Source organism: Microcoleus sp. MON1_C1, from assembly GCF_036701945.1.
Classification (GTDB): Bacteria; Cyanobacteriota; Cyanobacteriia; order Cyanobacteriales; family Microcoleaceae; genus Microcoleus.
The window spans coordinates 1-20,442 of the sequence record NZ_JAUBRO010000002.1 but is presented as its reverse complement, the minus strand read 5'-3'; the positions used below and the strand labels follow the sequence as shown (position 1 = coordinate 20,442).

Below are 20,442 nucleotides of genomic sequence, written 5' to 3'. Positions count from 1 at the left end.
ACGTATGGGTGGTCAGCTAACTAACCGTAGGGTGCTTACCCGGAAAATTGTTTTGTCTCTGGTAATAACATTCAGCCCTGACCCACCCTACAATAACTACAAAAACTAATTTATAAAATTTTATGAACCTAGATTTCGATCGATTCTGCGACGCCTGCAATCCCAGTCACTCCCTCAAGTTTGGAAATTCAGAAGATATTCGCTACTACATTGATTTTGCTGAGGTGCGCGGCGGGAAAATTATTGACATACTCAAACGAACAATTACCCGTCTGGCACGAGATAAACCGACTTGCCAATTATTTACCGGACATATTGGTTGTGGCAAGTCTACTGAATTGTCGCGACTGCAAAAAGAGTTGACAGATCAGGGATTTCATGTAGTTTACTTGGAGTCAACACAAGACCTCGATGAAATGGATCTCGATTTGACAGATATCATGTTAGCGATCGCACGGCGAGTCACGCAAAGCTTGGAAGAGGACAAAATTTCCTTGCAGCCCCAAGGCTTTAAAGAATTCTTAAAAAACAGTTGGAATTTTTTACAGACTCCTATGACTTTAGAAGCTGAAGGAGAACTTTTTGGCAATAAAGTCAAGGGCAATACAGAGGGAAATCTGGAATTTTCTTTACCTTTAGGCATCGCCAAAATCACTGCCAAAACTAAAAGCAATCCCGACTTGCGATCTAAACTGAGACAGTACATGGAACCGCAAGCTAATAAAATGTTAGAACTGATTAATCAAGAAATTATTGATGTAGCAATTAATCAGCTAAAGCAGCGGGGTAAAAGAGGATTGGTGGTGATTGTTGACAACTTAGACCGGGTAGATTTTCGACTCAATGCAGCGGGGCGACTGTTGCCAGAATATATCTTTATTGACCGGGGCGATCAGTTGCGGAAACTGAATTGCCATTTAGTTTATACCCTACCGCTGGGATTGATTTTTGGAAATGAAAGTGAAATATTAAAAAATCGCTTGGGGGGCGGAGTTGACCCGCAAGTTTTGCCGATGGTACCAGTAAAGAATAGAGACGGCAGCGAATGTTTTGAGGGGATGAATTTGCTGCGGCGCATGGTGATGTCGCGGGCTTTTCCCGATGTGCCAACCGAGGAACATATCACATTAATTACCCAAGTTTTTGACAGTCCTGAAACTTTAGATGAATTGTGCCGAGTCAGCGGAGGTCATCTGCGAAACTTGATGGGAATCCTGTTTGGTTGCTTGCAGCAAGATGACCCTCCTATTTCGCAAACTGTGTTGAAATCAGTGATTCGCAGTGCCCGCGACAGTCTGAGCCGTGGCATTGATAATGATGAGTGGGAATTACTCTTTAAGGTGGTGAAAGAACAAAGCATTAAGGGACATAAAGAATACCAAGATTTGCTGCGAAACCTGTGGGTTTTTGAATATGTAGACCTTCAAGGAATTTGGTTTGCGTTGCATCCGCTGTTGATGGAAACTGACAAATTTAAGCAGTGGCAGCAGCAAAATTCGTGAGATTATGGTAAACTCAAATCTAGCCAAAGATATTGCAGCAGAAAATGAGCGATCGCTCTCTACTTTGGTACGGACGATCGCCCGATTTCAAGGAAAGTTTTCTTTAACTATAGTGCGCTGCAATTATGCTAGCTTGCGTTCTGCAATGCTGGAAAAATTGCGCGATCGCTCGACTGTGGAATATCAAGAATTAGCCCCTGAGCCTGCCACCAAAACACTTTATCACGCCATTCTCAATGCCGTCCAAGAGCAACCGCCGAAAGCTTTAATAATTGTCGGTATCGAATCGGTGGTTGCTCTTGATGACCTGCTAGCTGGGGCGAATAGAGCGCGAGATCAATTCAAGCAAGATTTTGCTTTTCCTTTGATATTATGGGTGACGGATTCCGTACTGTCTAAATTCAGTCGCTCGGCTAACGATTTGAAGTCTTGGGCTCCTCCTCCCATTCAGTTTACAATACCGCCCGATAATTTGATGAATTTGTTGTGGCAAAAAGCAGAGCAAGCTTTTGCTAATGTTGAGAATTTCAAATTAGATGACTGTAAAATTGAGTCGCTGAGGAATGACCTGTCAAGTTTGGGAGAAACATTAAACCCAGAATTGCAAGCAAGTTGGCTATTTATTGGGGGTTTAGTTGCATTTCATAAAAATAAAATAAATTTAGCGCTCGAACATTATGAGGAAAGTTTGAGATTTTGGCAGCAAAATTACCCGTTAGAAAGACAAGGAATTGTCTGCCATAAAATTGCTCAAGCTTACAACCGCCAAGCTGAATTGCACCGCGCTGGAAGTCAGGATTATTGGCAAAGATCTAGAAAATATTTGCAGCAATCTCTGCATAGTCTTGAGCAAGCACAACGAAATGATTTAGCGGCTAAATGTATTAGCGAACTTGGCGAAGTGCTGCGACTTTTACAAGCTTGGGAAGAGTTGCAAAGTTTAGCAGTCAAAGCCTTAGAAATGCACGAAAATTGTGGCACTCCGAGTCAAGTAGCTGAAGATTACGGCTTTTTGGCTGAGGTAGCGCTGCAACGTTATGAGTGGGAAAAAGCTTGCGAATTAGCTAAATCAGCATTGTCTGTTTTAGAACAAGCAGAAGCCGCCAAAAAAGAGACTGGTTTATATCTGTTACTTTTGGCAAAAGCGCAGCGAAATCTCAGTCAACAGTCCGAGGCTGTTAAAAACTTAGAAGCGGCTAAAGACAATACGCATCCTCAAGATGATGTGCAGCTTTATCTGAGGATTTTAGAAGAGTTGAGAACTCTCTATTTTGAGCAAAGCGAATATTTAAAAGCATTTGATTTAAAACTAGAACAACAGGAAGTTAAAATCAAATATCGACTGCAAGCTTTTATTGGCGTCGGCCGTTTGCAGCCGCCGCAACAAACAATTAATCTTGCTTTAGAATCAGGTGAGTCAAAAGCTGAAATTGTTGAGGAAATTGTCGCCGCTTCCGGGCGTTTGCAGGATGTTAAACGGATAATTGAACGGATAGGTACACCTGCTTGCAAGCTGACAATCATTCACGGACAATCTGGAGTAGGAAAAAGTTCGATTATTCAAGCGGGGTTAGTTCCAGCCCTGCAACTTACAACTTTTGACGCGCGGGACGTATTGCCTATTTTATTGCAGTCTTATCATGATTGGGTGATGGATTGCGGTCAGTGTTTGCGATCGGGAATTGCAAAATTAAGAGGTGAGAGTTTATCTACTCCTATTGACACGCCGACAGCTATTCTGGAACAGTTACGACTGAATCAAAATCGCAATTTATTAACGGTATTAATCTTTGACCAGTTCGAGGAATTTTTCTTTGCTTATCAAGACCAAAGTAGCAGGAGAGAATTATATGATTTTTTGGCTGAATGTGTAAATCAGATTGGTGAGCTCAAAATTATCCTCTCGCTGCGGGAAGATTATCTTTTCTACTTGTTAGAATGGGATCGCACGACCAATTTATCGATGATTGATAACGACCTTCTCAATAAAAGTATTTGCTATTACTTGGGTAATTTTTCTATACCCGATGCTAAAATTGTTCTCCAAACCTTAACAGAAAGGTCTCAACTTGATTTTTCTGAAGGTTTGGCAAACGCCCTGGTAGAAGATTTAGCAGGTAAACTTGGCGAAGTGCGGCCGATTGAGTTGCAAATTGTGGGGACGCAATTGGAAAAACGGCAGATTACTCAACTGGGTGAATATCAGCAACTTGGCAGTCAGGCTAAGCTCAAACTGGTTGAGGAGTTTTTAGATGAAGTTATCGCAGATTGTGGTAAGGAGGAGAATCAATATATTGCCGAAGTTGTCTTGTACTTGCTGACGGATGAAAACAATACTCGTCCTCAGAAAACTTTGGCTGAATTATCAGCATATTTACGAATAGAGTTAGTAGAATTAGAGTTAGTTTTAGAGATAATCGTTAAATCGGGATTGGTATTAGAAGTGCCGGGAACCCCGAAACGCTACCAACTTGTTCACGATTATTTAGTGCCTTTTGTCCGCCAATGGAAAAATGCTAATAAATTACTAGAAATAAGGGAAAATGTTAAGGAGGCTAAAGCTTTAAATAAGAGCGCCAAAGAAGTCCTAGAGGAATTAAAAAAATATCGCGATCAAATACAAGAGGAATCAGAAGAGTCGTTAGCAAAACTAAAGAGAAGTTTCAAAATTCTGACTATTTTTAGTATTATTAATATAATTCTGTTTAGCATTAGAATGGCCGATATCATTATAAGAGGAGTAGCGTAACAACAACTACACCAAGCATAGAAACTGACCAAATTAGAGTGGTCGCCAAGTGATGCTTTGAGACTGTTTGAGTTGGGAAATAATCAAATAGAGCGATCTAACAGGCAAGCTGATACAAGAATGTGAACTACCCGCCATTAACCGCAAGCGGCTTGATGGGGGCTTCTGTACTCACAGGCGAATGCCTCAAAACAGACTGACGCCCGCTATGAGGTCTTACTTCCCCTCCTACAGCAGAAACGGCTGTTCCATCCGTCTGTAGCATTCTGATTCCTTCTGTTCTAATATTTGCAGCAGCGTTTCCATCTCGATCGTGATGAGTGCCACAATGGGGACAAGTCCAGTCCCTTACATCCAGCGGCATTTCATCTATTTGATAGAAACAATTAGAACAGAGTTTGGAACTAGGGAACCATCTATTTATCTCTACTAACTTTCCACCCTTACGTTCTAATTTATAGGCTAGAAAATTAGTGAAAATTCCCCATCCACAATCAGATATTGCTTTAGCTAAGTTATGATTTCGCACCATGCCTTTGACATTAAGATTCTCTACTACTACAACTTGGTTTTCGTTGACTAGCTTATGCGAAAGCTTGTGTAGAAAATCTTGACGTGCGTTTGATACTCGCTCGTATACCCTAGCGGCTATTTTTTTTGCTTTGAACCTTGAGTTACTACCATCTTCTTTTCTGGCTAATTTTTGCTGTTTCCTCTTGAGATTTTTTTCATGCCCAGCTAAATGTTTGGGATTGCTATATTTAGATACTTTCTCTCCATCGTGAGTTACTGCAAAGTCCTTAACGCCTAAGTCAATACCTATTACATTGCCCTCAGTTGAACTCCGTGGCTTTTCTCCCTCCGTCTCAAGCAATATCGAGGCAAAATATTTTCCAGCAGGTGTTTTGCTCACGGTAACGGTTTTGACTTTTCCATCAATCTGTCGATGAATCTTAGCTCTCACTTCCCCGACTTCACCAGGAATCTTAATAGTGTTATTGGCTAATATTTTGACGTTTTGAGGGTATTGAATAGATTGCTTACTTTTCTTTGACTTGAATCTCGGAAATCGGCTTCGACCCTCAAAGAAGTTTTTATAAGCTGTAACTAATTTGAGAGTAGTAGCCTGCAATACCTGACTGTAGCAATCAGCCAACCAAGATGTTTCTTCTTGTTTCTTGAGTTTGGGCAATATGGCATTTAGCGCTACTTCTCCTATTCCTTTACCTGTTTCCTTGTAAGTCTCGATCGACTTATTTAGGGCAAAATTCCACCACCAACGCGAACAACCAAACGCTTGAGCCAATTTTTGTTCTTGGCTTTGCGTTGGATAGATTCTAACTTTGATAGCTTGGTGTTGCACGAGATATTTTCACGACTTCTCTATGTTGAATATAAAATTACTGTGTAGCCTTGTCAAGCACAGGGTTGTTTTTCGTTTTTGGGTCGCTCCATACCTTCGTAACTTTGGGGAGATCGGGGAATTAATTCCCTGGCGGTTGTCTGGTTAGAGGTTATTTCTCGGCAGGATTCCCTGACCAAATTTTCATGCCTTTTCATAGATGGATCGCCTTCAATACTCTCTTTAAAGTAGTTGTAGGGTGCATCGCGACAGAAAATCCCCAACTTGCATATCGACTTTTCGAGTGGCCACGCACCTGTACCTAAAGTTTGGATAGTTTCAGGGCTTCTCATGGGAGGCTAGAAACCGGGTTTCTACGAAATTTTGTGTTTAGTAGCGAGAAATCTACGAAGAAACCCGGTTTCTGAGAGCACAACTATTTTGCAAGGTGCGTCGCTGCGAGATTCTCGCTTTTTTTAGGGATTTATCGCAGGCGACACACCCTACGGCTAGCTCAAGCGTATTGGCCTATCTTCCGGAATCCCGCTCTAGCAGCCGCCAAATGTGCTAACGTACAATCAAAAATCCCCCATCTTCAACTATCGCGAGACAGATAACCGTGTTCGCTCAAGCACCTCCAACTCCCAATTACAAATGGTTTAGCTGCATTTCTAGCACTGTTTTCACCGCATTGTGCCTGTTGCCCATTTTCAGCGCTGCGGGATACGCCCAAACTCCCCAAAATAGACCCATCAAAATCGGCGTAGTGCAGCGGTTTGGCACCAAAGCAACCGACAAACTAACGCTGAAAGCATTACCGGGCGACAGCTTAACATTGAGTTACAAAACTCCTCAAGGCATAGAAACCAAAACGGCTGCTAGCGTCAAGTTAGAAATAGCCCCGAAACCGCTGGAAGCGCCATTAGTAGAAGAACGAGTTGTTCTGAGCTCCCACCGCAGTTTCGAGAGTGCGGAAGACAGCGCCAATCAGTGGCGCGCCCAGGGAATAGAAGTAGAAATTGCTCAACCTTTTCGCTGGCAAGTTTGGGCGAAAAGAGATACTTACAACTCTCCTTTGGTGCGGCGCTGGCTGTTGCAAAGTTTGCAAGCTCAAGGGAACACAACAGCTTTTTTGGATTCCAAAGTTTTTAAACAAGTACCCCAGGCATTTTGGGTTTTAAACGGCTTTCGCTTCAACCGCAATGAGTTGGATGTGACGGCCGGGAAAAATGTGATTGAGGTATTGGAACAAACCACCCAAGAGGCGACAGCTACTGAACCCGAAAAAGCTATTCAACAAACTCGCCGTTATGGCGGCAGTTTGCACCTGCAAAAAAATGCTTACGGCACTTATACTTTGGTGAATAAAGTGCTGACGGAAACTTATTTGCGGGGTGTTGTTCCTCACGAAATTGGGGCTTTTTCGCCTTACGCTGCGATTGTCGCTCAAACTATTTTAGCGAGAACCTACGCCCTGAGAAATTTGCGCCGGTTTGCTGTGGATAATTACGAGTTGTGCGCTGATGTTAACTGTCAAGTTTATCACGGTTTGACCGAGGTTTACCCGCAAAGTGATAAGGCGATCGCCCAAACGACTGGTTTGGTGCTAACTTACGAAAATCAGCTAGTAGACGCGCTCTATTCCGCGTCTAGCGGCGGCGTGACAGCCTCTTTTAACGATGTGTGGCAGGGCGCGGAACGTCCATATTTGCGATCGATCGTCGATTCGCCTAATAATATTTGGGATTTGTCCAAGCAGAGTTTGTCTGACGAAAACAACCTCCGCCGCTTTCTCAGTTTGGAAAAAGGGTTTAATGAGGAAAAAGAAGATACTTTTCGGTGGCGCGAACCAGCTTCTTTGACAGCGATTGCTGGATTTCTCAAACAGTATCTTCAGAAGAAACAGCACCCGCTGGCTAATCTTAAAACTGTCACTCAAGTGGAAGTGGTGGAAAGGTCGGCCGCAGGTCGAGTTTTGAAAATGAAGGTTCAAACTGACTTGGGCCCCATCGATATCGACAAAGACGAGATTCGCAATGCTTTTTACCCCCCGATCAGCACGCTTTTTTACCTAGAACCAATTTACAATCCAGACAAAACTCTCAACGGTTATGCTTTTGTCGGAGGCGGCTTCGGGCACGGGGTGGGAATGAGTCAGACTGGTTCTTACAATTTGGCTAATTTGGGCTGGAATGGATCTCAAATTCTGAGCTTTTATTTTCCCGGCGCTCAAGTTGTGCCGCTCAGCGATAACATTACATTTTGGCGCGAATAGTCGATCGCAGTCTGCCTAAGACTCGGCGATTTAAATCATCGCCACTACACAAACAAAGCCCGCCTTTGCGGACTAAATATTAGCCGTAAAACTTTTAGATTTTAGACTTGGGATTCTAGATTGGTTTCACAGTTAATCTAAAATCTGCCATCTAAAATCTAAAATTATTGGGTCAGCTATCTGCTCCAACAGCTATGAATTCATAGCTGGGAGTGACAGACTGCTGGCGGCTTTGTTGCAATGTTAGACACAGAAACCCGGTTTCTTAACATAATTGCCGTATTTCAGCTTAATTCTGGAAACGAGAAACCGGGTTTCTTAGGGTATCACGCAGAGCGTCCTTTCTTAGTAGAGCGCTTCTTCTTGGTGAGTTTCGATCGTACAGTCAGACTTGGGATAGGCGACGCAGGTGAGGACAAATCCGGCCTCTATTTGGTCGTCGTCCAAGAAAGATTGGTCGGATTGGTCAACTTCGCCTTTGGTGATTTTGCCGGCGCAGGTGGAGCAAGCTCCAGCGCGGCAAGAGTAGGGGAGGTCGAGTCCTGCTTCTTCAGCAGCATCAAGAATGTAAGTATCGTCATCAACGTCAATGGTCTGGTTAATTCCTTCGGCTTCGCTGATGAGGGTAACTTTGTAAGTTGCCATGCACTAAATCCTCTCAAAAATTCAACAAGATTGATAATTTTTCCTAATGCAAACTTCAAGGCTCTATTAGCTTTGAGGTTAGGTCTTAGGTTCGTTCCCTCTATGATAGTAGGGGATAGAAGGGAGGTTGACACACTTATTTACAAAACATTTGAATGGGATTAGTTATAACTTTTTCTAATTTCATCTTGATTACTTATACCTATCTTGGGTTCAGCCTTGTGATACTGTTGCCGCAAGACTTGCGCTAAATAATCCGGTTTCTAGGAAAAATCCTGTTTTGAGCCCTACAGTACAAAAACCGGGTTGTTGGTATGCGGTGTGTCGATCGAGTTTCAGCAAGACTTGCTGCAAGGCAAGTCCCTGCAGGCGGTGAAATGTATAGTTAGATCGCATCAAGACTTGGGTGTTGAAGGCTCGATCGAATAAATCGCACCACAACCACAGCTTAAAATCGGGGCGATAGAACCCTAAAGCCCTGCAGCGCAAGTCTGTAACTATCTAAAATCTTAAATCTCAAATCCCATGACTAATATTGATACTCGCTTTGGTTTTTCGGTTAATTCTCCAATTCGCGTGGGGATTGTGGGTACTGGTTTTGCCGCTAAGTTGAGGGCCGAGACAATTCAAGCTGATGGGCGATCGCACTTGGTAGCGGTTGCCGGCCACAGCCCAGAGAAAACCGCAGCATTTTGTCAAGGGTTCGGGGCAGAAGCTGCCGTTTCTTGGCGCAAGCTGGTAGAAAGAGACGATTTAGATTTGGTTATTGTTTGTACGGTGAATCGGGATCACGGGGCGATCGTCCTGGCCGCGCTAGAAAATGACAAGCACGTTGTGGTGGAATATCCTCTATCTTTAGACGTATCTGAAGCAGAAAGGGCGATCGAACTTGCCACCCAAAAGCAAAAACTCCTTCACATCGAACACATCGAACTGTTAGGCGGTTTGCACCAAGCAATCAAAGAATCTTTGCCATTAATCGGTAAAGTTTTTTACGCCCGCTACCTTACTATTACTCCTCAACATCCAGCCCCGCAGCGGTGGACTTATCAACATTCCCTCTTTGGCTTTCCGTTAGTTGGCGCAATTTCGCGACTGCACCGATTTACCGATTTGTTCGGAGAAGTAACAAGCGTTAACTGTCAAGCTCAATTTTGGGACACTCAGCCGGATTTCTACAAAGCTTGTTTGTGCAATGCACAGTTGCACTTTGCCAATGGCATTGTGGCTGAAGCTGTTTATGGAAAAGGAGAGACTTTTTGGCAGTCGGAAAACATTTTTACCATCTACGGAGAAGCAGGAACGCTGGTTTTTACTCCTGAATCCGGTCAGTTAATTCAGGGAGAAAATCGGCACAACATCAAAGTAGGGACGCGGCGCGGTTTGTTTGCCAAAGATACAGATATGGTGTTGGAATATTTGTCAAACGGTACGCCTTTGTACGTAAATAATGCTAGTAGCTTGTACGCTTTGAAAGTGGCAGATGCTGCGAGGCTATCGAGCGAAACCGGGCAAAATGTAGCGATAATGAGTAAGCCCTGAAAGTAACAGCTTAGTCTAGAATTTATTCTTGAGGTAGCTTGATTGTGTTTTTTAGTTTATTCTGGGTTGAGTAAGTATATATTATTAACTCTGGTTGAGGGATTGTTGTTTTGTGCTGGAGTTTTGTTTAGATGTCCGATCTATTTACCCACGGTTACGCGCTGTTGATTGGTGTTGGCAATACTGCTGACCCAGGCTATTCGCTTCCTGTAACAGTCAAGGATGCTCAAGCGCTCAAAGCTGTGCTGACTGACGCAAATTTTTGTGCCTATCCCAATAGTCCGGATCATGTCCGGTTGTTACAGAACCAGGGTGCGACTCGCAGTGCCATTTTGGATGGTCTGGACTGGCTAAAAGGACGTGCAGAGGCAGACCCAAATGCCACGATCGTCATTTACTATTCTGGGCATGGTACGTTTGACCTCGCCAGTAATGCTTACTACTTACTCCAACATGATTTTAATGAGCAAGCCATTCCACAAACAGCCCTTTCAGCCGAAATCTTGAGTGAGAAGTTACGCAATATCAAGGCTAAACGTCTCTGGGTCATCATTGATAGTTGTCATGCGGAGGGGATGGCTACCGCTAAGAATGATCTGCCAGCCGACTTTTTGCCTACAGCGTTGCCGAAAGGGGTGATTGATGCCCTGAAGCAGGGGGAAGGCCGGGCGGTGTTCACCTCATCACGAGGAAATCAAAGTTCTTGGGTGCGTCCAGATGGCATCCTCAGTCTCTATACGTATCATCTGATTGAGGCGCTGAAGGGAGCGGCAAATCAACCGGGCGATCGCCTCGTCACAATTTCCAACGTCATGACTCACTTGGGAAAAACAGTTCCAGAGAGTGCGCGTAACCTCTGTCACGCAGAACAAATCCCGTTTTTTGATGCAGCGACGGAGGATTTCCCAGTGGCACTGTTGCGCGGCGGCAAGGGACTGCCCAGCCAAACCCAGAGTCCAGAGTTGCCTAGGGTGATGACAAATCAGGAAGTGATGACCCCAGCCTTGGCGATGGCAAAGCGATCGCTCGCTATTCTAGAAGAACAGGCGGCTGGCTTTGGCAGGCTGGAAATACCCGGTCATCTGCGAATTCAACTAGAGGAAAAACGGCGAGAGGTGGCAGAATTGGAAGCACGCTTGAGGGATGGGAAATCGAATGGATGATTGCGCTACTTTGGAAGAAATACTGGACATTGCCCAAAAGGTGCTTGCAGACCTAGAGAGAAAAGCAGCAGGCTACACCAGCTTGACAATTCCATCACACCTAAACTTGGAACTTAAAGACAAACGCCAAGAAGTTGAGAGTCTGAAAACACGACTAGAAACGGCGCAATTAGCAAAGAAAGAGAATCAGCAGTCGTCTCCATCCGAGATGACTCGTCAATCTGCGATGCGATCGCGAGTGCCAGATAGACATTACATTGAACGAGATGAGGCGAAAAGGCTATTAGAACGCTTTGCCTTAGCACTCAATGAATATGATGGACAACCCTTGCTATTCAATATTTGCGGAACTGGCGGAGTTGGTAAAACAACCTTACTGGGGCGGTTAAAGGATGCCCATGCAGGCCAAGTTGATTTTCTGGAGATTTGTTTTGCGAAAACGCCTGATATCGAAACTCCCCTAAAATTGATGCGAAAGGTACATGAGCAGGCTGTTGAGCGTTTTGGAGGTGAAAAGATCGCTGATTCATTCAAACAAAAGGAGCAGCAGTTTGACTCAACTCTATACAAGTTGAGTCATGAGTCAATTGATGGTGAAACAACTAGCAGCGAAGAAGCAAGGAAGATTACAAGCTGGTTTGAACGCTTCATATGGCTACGCCCAATAGGCTTGACCTCCACCTCAAGTAAGCCGACATCTTTTAATGTTTCAGGGGTAGGTTTTTCTGCATTAGCAGGGATCGGAGAGGATGCAGACAGCTTGCAAGAATGGATCGAGCAGCGAGTGCGGAATCACCCTGCGACCAAAGACCAGCCTGAGCTACAGGCTCTTATGTTACAGCCTGTTTCCAAACTGACGCAGGCATTTGCTGAAAGTCTGATGCAAATTGCCCAAAGCAGAGGACGATCGCTCGTGCTGATTTTGGATACCTATGAAAAAGCACAGTCTTACCTGAATCAATGGCTGTGGCAGTATTTGGTCGAAGATACTGGGTTGTCTTCTGCACCAGTAAGGCTCGTGGTTGTAGGGCGGCGATCGCTGGAAGCAGATGAGGGTTGGCGCAAGCTCAACCAGGATCGGAAGTTGCTCCTTGAGGTGCCACTTAAGAAGTTTAGCAGGAAGGATACAGAGGAATATCTCAAGCAAATTGGCATTGAAAATGGCGGTATACGCGCCAAAATCTACAAGGCAACACAGGGATTACCCTATTATCTAGATTGGGTACGGAAGCAACGAGAGCAAGGTGAAGAACCTGATTTTTCCAAAGGAAACCAAGCGATCGCTGAATTACTTTTGCAGGGGATAGATCCCCGGATTCGGAAAGTTTTGTATGTGGTAGCTTGTTGTCGATGGTTCGATCGGGCGATGATTCAATATTTGCTTGGAAGCGTTGAATTAGGCTTACAACAAGATGCCGATAATGCAGAGGGTTACTTTGAATGGTTGAAAGACTCATATTTTGTTGAGTTTACCAAAGGGTACTACCGCTTAGATGATGTGGCGCGGGATGTCTTTCGCAAATCCTATTTTCAGGAGGATCAAACTCAGTTTCGCAAAACTCATGCTTTACTAGCCAATTACTTCAAGCAACAAGCGGATGAACTTGTTACTGCTGAAATGTTTTTACCCGATCAGTATGAGGATGAGGGGTGGCGAGAACAGATGGCAGAGTTTCTCTATTACAATCTTTTTGGCAATGGAAACGAAGGACTCAAAAAATATATTGAACAGGTTTTTACCGCAGTGTATCTGAAAGAACCAGATGTATTTATGGCTCCCTTTGCTTTCATTCGTGCAGAGATAAGTGAAGAGAACCTGAATCTGCTTCCCAAAGCAACAGACAAATTTTTTAAAGATTCGGCAAGAGCTCTCAGCTTTGGCTGGAATTTTATATATACACCGCCAACAAAATACAAGATTAAATTTGAAGGTGAGAATCCTCCTTCGGAACAAGCAACTGAGGAATTTTCAAAACAAATTGAGGTATCTCTTCAATCCCTGTTGGGATATGTTGGCGATCTCAAGGATAGTCTAGGCAAGTGTGCAGGACTGATCTATAAGTCTTTACGTTGCAATACATTCAGAGAAAGAACTGATTCACTGTTGCAAGCGAAAAGCCAGTGTGAAAAATTAACTCACTGCCATCGGAAACTGAAGCATACTCTTTTTTCAAGTCTTGGTGACTTACTCGGAAGTGTAGAACTTTACAAGGATGCACTGGATTGCTATCAGAAAGCACTGGAGTTAGATCAAGGTAATGCATCCACTTTTGTTGGGCAGGGTGTTGCTCTAGGCAATCTAGAGCGACACGAGGAAGCGCTGGAAAGTTTGGAAAAAGCGATTGGCCTCGATCCTGAATATGTTGATGCTTGGAAAAATCGAGGGGCTGCACTACGCAATCTAGAGAGATATGAGGAAGCGCTCGAAAGTTATCAAAAAGCGCTAGACCTCGATCCTGAATATGTTGATTCTTGGGTAACTCGAGGGAAGACACTCTATAATCTAGAGAGATATGAGGAAGCGCTCGAAAGTTATCAAAAAGCGCTAGACCTAGATCCTACATCTGTTGATGGTTGGGTAAATCGAGGGGTTTCACTCTATAAGCTAGGGCGACATGAGGAAGCGCTGGAAAGTCACAAAAAAGCGCTAGACCTTGACCGGAAATCTATTAAGAATTGGGTAATTCAAGGGAATATACTCAATAATCTAGAGCGATATGAGGAAGCGCTCGAAAGTTACAAAAAAGCGCTAGACCTCGCTCCTAAATCTGTTGATGCTTGGGTAAATCGAGGGAAGACACTCAATAATCTAGAGAGATATGAGGAAGCGCTCGAAAGTTATCAAAAAGGACTAAACCTCGCTCCTAAATCTGTTGATGCTTGGGTATATCAAGGGATTGCTCTCCTTGATATACAGCGATATGAGGAAGCCCTTGCTGCTGGCGATCGAGCTGTTGAGATAGATTCTAAGAATCATCAAGCACTGAACATTCAAGCACTAGCATTAAGTCTTCTCAAGAATTTTGAGAAAGCTATTACAGCCATTGATGAAGCAATTAACTTAGAGCCTAAAGAAGTATTATACAGGGCTAATCGTGGCATAATTTTGGCAAGAGCTGGTCGATACACCGAAGCCATTGCTGAGTGTGAACAAGCGATTAAGCAAAATCCTAAGGATGAGAGTGGCTATTACGGTAAAGCCTGCTGCTACGCACTACAAGGTGAGATTGGACAGGCTATCGATAATCTACAGAAAGCGATTGATATTGCACCTCGTCGAAGCCGAAGCGAAGCAAAACACAACCGAGATTTTGACAGTATCCGAGATGATGAAAGATTTCGAGCTTTGATGTAATTAGCCTCATTTTAATTTCATTATATAATTTTTATATATCGAGGTTGACTTTTTACGCGATCGATCCAAGTTTGAATTGCTGGAAATCTGGTTAAATCAAATCCGCCTTCGTCAGCAACGTGAGTGTAAGCAAATAAACCGATGTCAGCAATAGTATAGCGATCGCCCGCAAAAAACTCATTTTCTGCTAAATGCTGTTCCATCACCCCCAAAGCAGCATAACCCGGTGCTTGTTTTTGTTGGAGTGCTTCCTGATATTCTTCAGCTTTCCCCGTCAAATACCAAAAACGAGAAGTAGCCATAAAAGGTTCGTGGCTGTACTGTTCAAAAAACAACCACTGCATAACTTGAGCGCGTTCAAATTTATCCGTCGGGAAAAACTCAGTTTCTTCGCTCAAGTAAAACATAATCGCATTCGATTCAAACAGAAATTTACCCGATGCTATTTCTAAAACAGGAATGCGGCCGTTATGATTTTTCAGCAAAAACTCGGTAGTTCAACTTTCTCCTTTGAGAATGTCAATTTCTCGGCGAGTGAAGGGAATATTCAGTTGAGTTAAAATCAAGCGAACTTTGTAGAATTCCCAGAGATAGAATATTCGTAAAGTGTCAACCTTAGTTTTTTTATAACGCAGAGAACACAGAGAAGACATAGTTAAGAAAGAGACAAATTCACAAATTATTATTGTAGCATTATACCTGCATAAGGTCGCACTACTACGTTCAGCAGTAATATGGATCAGGTGCGATCCAGAACACCGTAAATTGATCCATATTGGAGAGTCAATGAAATCCTACTGGGAAAATCTTCACTTAAATTCAGAAACTATCGGCTTAATCTACGGTTTTTTGGGTGTAGTTGGATTTAGCTTGACCTTACCGGCAACCCGAGCCGCTGTGATAGATTTAGACCCGCTTTTTGTAGGTTTAGGACGCGGATTAGTAGCAGCTATACTAGCAGCATTTACTCTGCGGATAACGCATCAACCCATTCCCTCAAAACAGCAACTTGTGAGTTTATTAGTTGTCGGATTGGGAGTTGTTTTGGGATTTCCGGTACTATCGGCTTGGGCAATGCAGCAAGTACCTGCCGCCCACGGTGCTGTGGTGTTAGGATTGTTGCCTTTAGCAACAGCGATAGCAGGGTTTTTGCGAGCTGGCGATCGCCCTGATTTCCGCTTTTGGATTGCGAGCATTGTCGGTAGTACAACCGTTGTTGTTTTTGGAATTATTAGTGGCGCTGGCCAGCTTCATCCCGCAGATTTAGCTTTGTTTGGAGCTGTAATTGCTGCTGCTTTCGGCTATGGTGAAGGTGGGCGATTAGCTCCGATTTTAGGTGGATGGCAAGTTATCAGTTGGGCCTTAGTGATTGTAGCTCCTTTCGAGGTTTTGCCAACAATATTTGTGGTCTTAAAACAAGGCTTGATAGCTTCACCGATAGCCTGGTTCGGTTTTGCTTATGTAAGTGTTATTAGTCAATTCATCGCATTTTTTGCCTGGTATCATGGTATGGCAATTGGTGGAGTTGCCCGGGTAGGCCAAATTCAGTTATTGCAACCATTTTTGACGCTCCTGGCTTCGGCAATGTTGCTTGGTGAAACTCTGGAGCCGATCGCCCTAGTCACGGCCTGTTTGGTTGTTGCTAGCGTAGCTGCGGGTAAAAAAGCATCAATTAAGCGGGCAGAAGATTTGTGAGGCGATCGCTTTCTCAACAGGCTGCTGAGTCCAATCATTGACTTTCACATATCGATTCCATCTAACGACAGATGTAAAGCCGGGACTATTTCTCTTCAATACTAGCAATCAACTGAATTTTTAAGAGAAAAGTAATGTTAGATATTGATGAAATGAGCTCAAAAGAAATACACGAGCTGCTACACCAAGTAGGATACGGTCATCTGGGCTGCATACACGAAGGCAAACCCTACGTGATGCCAATGAATTATTATCTCGAAGGTTCGGACATCTACCTGTTTACAACCGAAGGCATGAAGACTCATGACATAGAGGCGAATCCAGAAATCTGCCTACAGGTTGAAGAAATACACGATCCGCTTCATTGGCGCAGCGTGATTGTGAATGGTCGAGCCTCCCGCCTCACAGTTCAGGAAGACATCGATCGGGCAATGCACCTGATCAAAGAGCGCAATCCAACGCTCTCACCTGCTATCAATCGAACCTGGATTGATGCTCAGGGACGTTCAGAAGCGATCGCAATCTACCGCATCGACGCGAGTGAAATGAGCGGACGCACGACTGATGGAGTCAGCAGTCGCTAACAACCGAGATAGCTCAAACGTTCTAGCAGGAATGATTTTATGCGATCGCCATTGATGCAGATGCCATTGTCATTGAGCAGCCCGGTGATTGTGATGTGAATGAAATGATCGTCCGTCCGACACGTCAAGAAATTGAGAGTAATAGGAAAACATCATGAAACAGCGAAAACTCGGTAATCAAGGATTAGTGGTTTCGGAACTAGGACTCGGCTGTATGGGGATGTCCGAGTTCTACGGCATAGCCGATGAGTCAGAATCGATCGCCACCATTCATCGCGCCTTAGAGCTAGGCGTGACTTTGCTCGACACGGCTGATATGTACGGTGTCGGTCACAACGAGGAATTGGTCGGCAAAGCAATTAAAGGGCATCGAGATCGAGTCATCATCGCCACGAAGTTTGGCAATGTACGCGGTAGCGACGGCAGCTTTAAGGGCGTGAATGGCAAACCCGAATATGTCCGCTCTTGCTGTGATGCCAGTCTCAAGCGTCTGGGCGTAGATACGATCGATCTTTACTATCAGCACCGAGTCGATCCAAACACTCCCATCGAAGAAACCGTAGGTGCAATGGCGAAGCTCGTCCAAGCTGGGAAAGTTCGCTACCTTGGTCTTTCCGAAGCCGCGAGCGCCACGATCCGCCGTGCCCAAGCAGTGCATCCTATTTCGGCACTCCAGACTGAATATTCGCTGTGGAGCCGGGAGCCAGAATCCGAGATTTTGCCCACCTGCCGAGAGCTAGGGATTGGGTTTGTGCCTTATAGCCCTCTGGGGCGTGGGTTTCTCACAGGCAAAATCAAGAGTCTCGACACATTATCTGAGGGAGACTATCGGGCCGAGCGATATCCTCGCTTTCAAGGCGATAATCTCCAGCAAAATCTGGAATTAGTCGAGCAGATAGAGCAGATGGCCGCCGCTAAGGGTATCAAAGCTGGACAGTTAGCCCTGGCTTGGGTGTTAGCCCAGGGCGAGGACATTGTGCCAATTCCAGGCACCAAACGCCGCACATATTTAGAAGAAAACATTGCAGCGGCTGCTGTGACGCTGACTCCAGCAGAACTAGACCAGCTCGCCAAAGCCCTGCCATTAGGCATTGCAGTGGGCGATCGCTACCCCGATATGAGTACCGTCAATCGTTAGGAATTGGGGCGAGTAAAGTATTCTTAACTACAGCTAAATTTTTGATTCAGGAGCGATAAATCATGTCAAAACTTATTGTTTGGGGAACACCCGTCAGTACCTATGTCCGTACCGTCCGTCTGCTGCTTGAGGAAATAGGCGCAGACTATACCCTCCAAAGCGTTGATATCTTCAATGGTGAAAGCCAGTCCCCAGAGTACCTGGCTAAGAATCCCTTTGGTAAAATCCCCACCCTAGAAGTAAATGGCGAACTGCTTTATGAAACGGCGGCCATTACCGAATACCTTGATGCCACTTTAGGCGATCGCAAATTTAGCTTTTCCGATCCAATGCTTCAAGCTCGGATGCGTCAAATCATGGCGATTATTGATAGCTATTTCTATGGCCCTGCGATTACCACCATTGTGATTCAGCGATTGATTGTGCCGAGTCAGGGGGGTAACACAGATGAGGCTAAAGTCAAAAATGCGATCGCGCCTGCACAAAAGGCTATAGAGGCGATCGAGTCGCTAGCTACGGCTAGCCCCTATCTCCTCGGCAGCCAAGCGAGCATAGCTGATTTCTATCTGATTCCTATCTTTATCTACCTTTCCCAAACTCCAGAATTTGAAGTGATTACGGCTCAAACGCCAAAACTACGGACGTGGTGGGATCAGGTTAGCCAGTTGCCCAGCGTCAAAAAAGTGTGCGCGTAATTGCAGTCAAGATGAAGCGGTTTTAGGGGCAGAAATCAGCGTGTCGGCTCCCGATGGTAGCGTAACAATGAAAATTATGTCAGTCTTGACGGTTTTAATCGGTCAAGAACCGACTTGAGGAAGTTTAATGCAAGCCGATCAATGCAGTGGAGATTGCTGGGCTTGCAATTTGTAGATAATGCCGATGCCCATCCTAGGACTGATGGAGTGGAGGTGTTTACCAAGCAGGAACACTTTGTCAGGGACTATAGCAAAAGCATAGGTCAGGAATGGAGTTATAAGGGATATACCGTAGATAAATTTCGCTATCCAGACGAGCTGCGGCTACCAGAAACATTACATGGGGCTACCTCGGTCTCCGTGCGTCGCATTCAGGGAAAGCGTTTTTTTTATCTCACCCGAATGTTTGTCTATTATATCGAGCACTTTGTGTTGAACGTCTAATTGAGATTGTACTTAATATTAATGCCTATATGGGTGTGAATCGGCTTTTCATCCCATGAGGGGGGGTCGAGATTTTTGAAGACGTGCGACGCTATTTGATTGCCAATAGATGTAGCGTTTGAAAACTGATACTCATGTTAAAAAAATTAAAAACCATTACTCTTTCCACTCTTCTGGCATTAGGAACAGCTACGCTGGGTTCTACTGCACCTCTCCCTAGTCCTAATAATCAAGGGGATTATATGGGAAGAGCTTATCATACTTATTGGGAAGTCGTAGATCCAGACCCAAATGGGTTAAATTGTCGCATGACAAATTCTTCTTTTGAAGAACTTATGCGTGCTGACAACCGCACTCCATTTGAGTTTTTTAATTGGTCTTTAGTTGGTGCCTTAAAACAGGGACAGCGTTTTGAAAGCTTTCCTAGTAATTCTGCGGGTACTTTCAACGATACCAGGGGTTTACCTTGGCTTTTTGTAGGAAAAAGCTACCCTGCTGGTGCAGCGCAAGGTTGTTTCGTTCGCGCTAATAGTCAATTTGTCAAACCAGTACAGATGTCATCGACTCGCGTACAACCCCAAGCGAGTCAACCGCTTACAAGTTCCACAGCACTCCCGATGAAGCTTGGTTTTGACGAAGGATTTGGATCGATTGTAGTACCAGAAAGCGATACCACAGCATCGGCGTATGGAGGACGCTTAAGGCGATATGACGTTCACATTGCCAAAATGTTTGAAGTCACCCACTTTATGTGTCAACAAGAGAATTTAACACCCGGTATTACTTGGAATTACGCGGCTGGAGCTGGCAGGATTAATATGGGAAGTTTTGAAATAACCTGCCGACTTGCTAATCAAATAGCTAGTGCCTATGGTTTAGGTAAGTCGGAACCTACGAATGTGACTTTTTCGGCTGGTGAAGTAGGTCGCCCCGCTGTCAGAAGTTTCAACATTCCCATCCTAGATATTACAGGTGATAAAGTACCACGCTGGGTGAGTTTTGTGCAGGGATTTCAGCCAGTGAGGAGGTAGGGCGAACACAGATAATATGCTCTACTGTCACTTAGAGCAATGTACCTTAATAAAATAGTTGAGAGGAGTTTATGCCGGTAAAAATATTTTTATTTTTCCCAAAACAAAAAGCGCCCCTATTTCTAGGAGCGCTTTTTATCAATCAAAAGCTAAAACTTAGCCGTTGATAGAAGGAGCAACCATTGCTACGGGAGTTGTAACACCTGCAGCCAAGTCGAGCGGGAAGTTGTGAGCATTGCGCTCGTGCATTACTTCCATACCCAAGTTAGCGCGGTTGATGAC

The 20,442-nt window shown here is 44.5% G+C and carries 16 protein-coding genes and 1 pseudogene; 12 read left to right on the top strand and 5 right to left on the bottom strand.

From position 1 onward, the window contains the following. Positions 1-122 precede the first annotated feature (122 nt). Together QUA62_RS01325 and QUA62_RS01320 are read left to right on the top strand one after the other, a co-directional pair. A complete protein-coding gene (locus QUA62_RS01325) occupies positions 123-1,502 on the top strand; it encodes an ATP-binding protein (RefSeq protein ID WP_333402052.1) in 1,380 nt (459 codons plus the stop codon). A gap of 4 nt (positions 1,503-1,506) precedes the next feature. Next, positions 1,507-4,251, top strand: coding sequence for an nSTAND1 domain-containing NTPase (locus QUA62_RS01320; RefSeq protein ID WP_333402051.1), 2,745 nt, complete (start codon positions 1,507-1,509; stop codon positions 4,249-4,251). Between the two features lie 127 nt (positions 4,252-4,378). Here the strand turns inward: QUA62_RS01320 and QUA62_RS01315 are convergent, their stop codons facing one another. Next, positions 4,379-5,614 (bottom strand): RNA-guided endonuclease TnpB family protein, encoded by a 1,236-nt coding sequence (locus QUA62_RS01315; RefSeq protein WP_333402050.1) that lies wholly within the window; start codon positions 5,612-5,614, stop codon positions 4,379-4,381. Between the two features lie 598 nt (positions 5,615-6,212). On the opposite strand from QUA62_RS01315, the gene QUA62_RS01310 reads away from it, so the two are divergent. After that, positions 6,213-7,868 (top strand): SpoIID/LytB domain-containing protein, encoded by a 1,656-nt coding sequence (locus tag QUA62_RS01310; RefSeq protein WP_333402049.1) that lies wholly within the window; start codon positions 6,213-6,215, stop codon positions 7,866-7,868. A gap of 345 nt (positions 7,869-8,213) precedes the next feature. On the opposite strand, the gene QUA62_RS01305 is transcribed toward QUA62_RS01310, so the two are convergent. Both QUA62_RS01305 and QUA62_RS01300 read right to left on the bottom strand, forming a co-directional pair. Continuing rightward, positions 8,214-8,513, bottom strand: coding sequence for a ferredoxin (locus QUA62_RS01305; RefSeq protein ID WP_190663602.1), 300 nt, complete (start codon positions 8,511-8,513; stop codon positions 8,214-8,216). Between the two features lie 213 nt (positions 8,514-8,726). Continuing rightward, positions 8,727-8,909, bottom strand: coding sequence for a hypothetical protein (locus QUA62_RS01300; protein WP_333402048.1), 183 nt, complete (start codon positions 8,907-8,909; stop codon positions 8,727-8,729). A gap of 129 nt (positions 8,910-9,038) precedes the next feature. On the opposite strand from QUA62_RS01300, the gene QUA62_RS01295 reads away from it, so the two are divergent. The 3 genes from QUA62_RS01295 (at position 9,039) to QUA62_RS01285 (ending at position 14,573) form a co-directional block, all read left to right on the top strand. Then, positions 9,039-10,055: a Gfo/Idh/MocA family oxidoreductase gene (locus QUA62_RS01295; protein WP_333402047.1), complete on the top strand. Its 1,017-nt coding sequence runs from the start codon at positions 9,039-9,041 to the stop codon at positions 10,053-10,055. Between the two features lie 131 nt (positions 10,056-10,186). Next, on the top strand, positions 10,187-11,218 hold the full coding sequence (locus QUA62_RS01290) for a caspase family protein (protein ID WP_333402046.1): 1,032 nt from the start codon (positions 10,187-10,189) through the stop codon (positions 11,216-11,218). 469 nt (positions 11,219-11,687) lie between these two features. Next, on the top strand, positions 11,688-14,573 hold the full coding sequence (locus QUA62_RS01285; protein WP_333402045.1) for a tetratricopeptide repeat protein: 2,886 nt from the start codon (positions 11,688-11,690) through the stop codon (positions 14,571-14,573). Positions 14,574-14,593: 20 nt separating this feature from the next. Here the strand turns inward: QUA62_RS01285 and QUA62_RS01280 are convergent, their stop codons facing one another. Beyond that, complete coding sequence (locus QUA62_RS01280; RefSeq protein ID WP_333402044.1) at positions 14,594-15,058, bottom strand: glutathione S-transferase family protein; 465 nt, start codon at positions 15,056-15,058, stop codon at positions 14,594-14,596. A 301-nt stretch (positions 15,059-15,359) separates the two neighbouring features. Between QUA62_RS01280 and QUA62_RS01275 the strand changes: the two genes are divergently transcribed. The 6 genes from QUA62_RS01275 (at position 15,360) to QUA62_RS01250 (ending at position 20,160) form a co-directional block, all read left to right on the top strand. Next, entirely contained in the window at positions 15,360-16,268 is a 909-nt protein-coding gene (locus QUA62_RS01275; protein ID WP_333402043.1) for a DMT family transporter, read from the top strand. 134 nt (positions 16,269-16,402) lie between these two features. Next, a complete protein-coding gene (locus QUA62_RS01270; protein WP_333402042.1) occupies positions 16,403-16,852 on the top strand; it encodes a pyridoxamine 5'-phosphate oxidase family protein in 450 nt (149 codons plus the stop codon). 154 nt (positions 16,853-17,006) lie between these two features. Continuing rightward, entirely contained in the window at positions 17,007-17,990 is a 984-nt protein-coding gene (locus tag QUA62_RS01265; RefSeq protein ID WP_333402041.1) for an aldo/keto reductase, read from the top strand. Between the two features lie 62 nt (positions 17,991-18,052). Beyond that, positions 18,053-18,685 (top strand): glutathione S-transferase family protein, encoded by a 633-nt coding sequence (locus tag QUA62_RS01260; protein ID WP_333402040.1) that lies wholly within the window; start codon positions 18,053-18,055, stop codon positions 18,683-18,685. A gap of 141 nt (positions 18,686-18,826) precedes the next feature. Next, positions 18,827-19,129: a hypothetical protein gene (locus QUA62_RS01255; protein WP_333402039.1), complete on the top strand. Its 303-nt coding sequence runs from the start codon at positions 18,827-18,829 to the stop codon at positions 19,127-19,129. A 134-nt stretch (positions 19,130-19,263) separates the two neighbouring features. Beyond that, positions 19,264-20,160, top strand: a complete 897-nt coding sequence (locus QUA62_RS01250) for a hypothetical protein (RefSeq protein ID WP_333402038.1) — start codon at positions 19,264-19,266, stop codon at positions 20,158-20,160. 156 nt (positions 20,161-20,316) lie between these two features. On the opposite strand, the pseudogene QUA62_RS01245 reads toward QUA62_RS01250, so the two are convergent. Beyond that, positions 20,317-20,442, bottom strand: a pseudogene (locus tag QUA62_RS01245) (photosystem II q(b) protein); the annotation flags it as partial.

Bases quoted from the DNA above. Each gene is read 5' to 3' on its own strand.
- QUA62_RS01255 (WP_333402039.1), top strand. From the start codon at position 18,827: ATGCAGTGGAGATTGCTGGGCTTGCAATTTGTAGATAATGCCGATGCC.
- QUA62_RS01265 (WP_333402041.1), top strand. From the start codon at position 17,007: ATGAAACAGCGAAAACTCGGTAATCAAGGATTAGTGGTTTCGGAACTA.
- QUA62_RS01295 (WP_333402047.1), top strand. From the start codon at position 9,039: ATGACTAATATTGATACTCGCTTTGGTTTTTCGGTTAATTCTCCAATT.
- QUA62_RS01260 (WP_333402040.1), top strand. From the start codon at position 18,053: ATGTCAAAACTTATTGTTTGGGGAACACCCGTCAGTACCTATGTCCGT.
- QUA62_RS01250 (WP_333402038.1), top strand. From the start codon at position 19,264: ATGTTAAAAAAATTAAAAACCATTACTCTTTCCACTCTTCTGGCATTA.
- QUA62_RS01290 (WP_333402046.1), top strand. From the start codon at position 10,187: ATGTCCGATCTATTTACCCACGGTTACGCGCTGTTGATTGGTGTTGGC.
- QUA62_RS01275 (WP_333402043.1), top strand. From the start codon at position 15,360: ATGAAATCCTACTGGGAAAATCTTCACTTAAATTCAGAAACTATCGGC.
- QUA62_RS01320 (WP_333402051.1), top strand. From the start codon at position 1,507: ATGGTAAACTCAAATCTAGCCAAAGATATTGCAGCAGAAAATGAGCGA.
- QUA62_RS01305 (WP_190663602.1), bottom strand. From the start codon at position 8,513: ATGGCAACTTACAAAGTTACCCTCATCAGCGAAGCCGAAGGAATTAAC.
- QUA62_RS01325 (WP_333402052.1), top strand. From the start codon at position 123: ATGAACCTAGATTTCGATCGATTCTGCGACGCCTGCAATCCCAGTCAC.
- QUA62_RS01285 (WP_333402045.1), top strand. From the start codon at position 11,688: ATGCGAAAGGTACATGAGCAGGCTGTTGAGCGTTTTGGAGGTGAAAAG.
- QUA62_RS01270 (WP_333402042.1), top strand. From the start codon at position 16,403: ATGTTAGATATTGATGAAATGAGCTCAAAAGAAATACACGAGCTGCTA.
- QUA62_RS01300 (WP_333402048.1), bottom strand. From the start codon at position 8,909: ATGCGATCTAACTATACATTTCACCGCCTGCAGGGACTTGCCTTGCAG.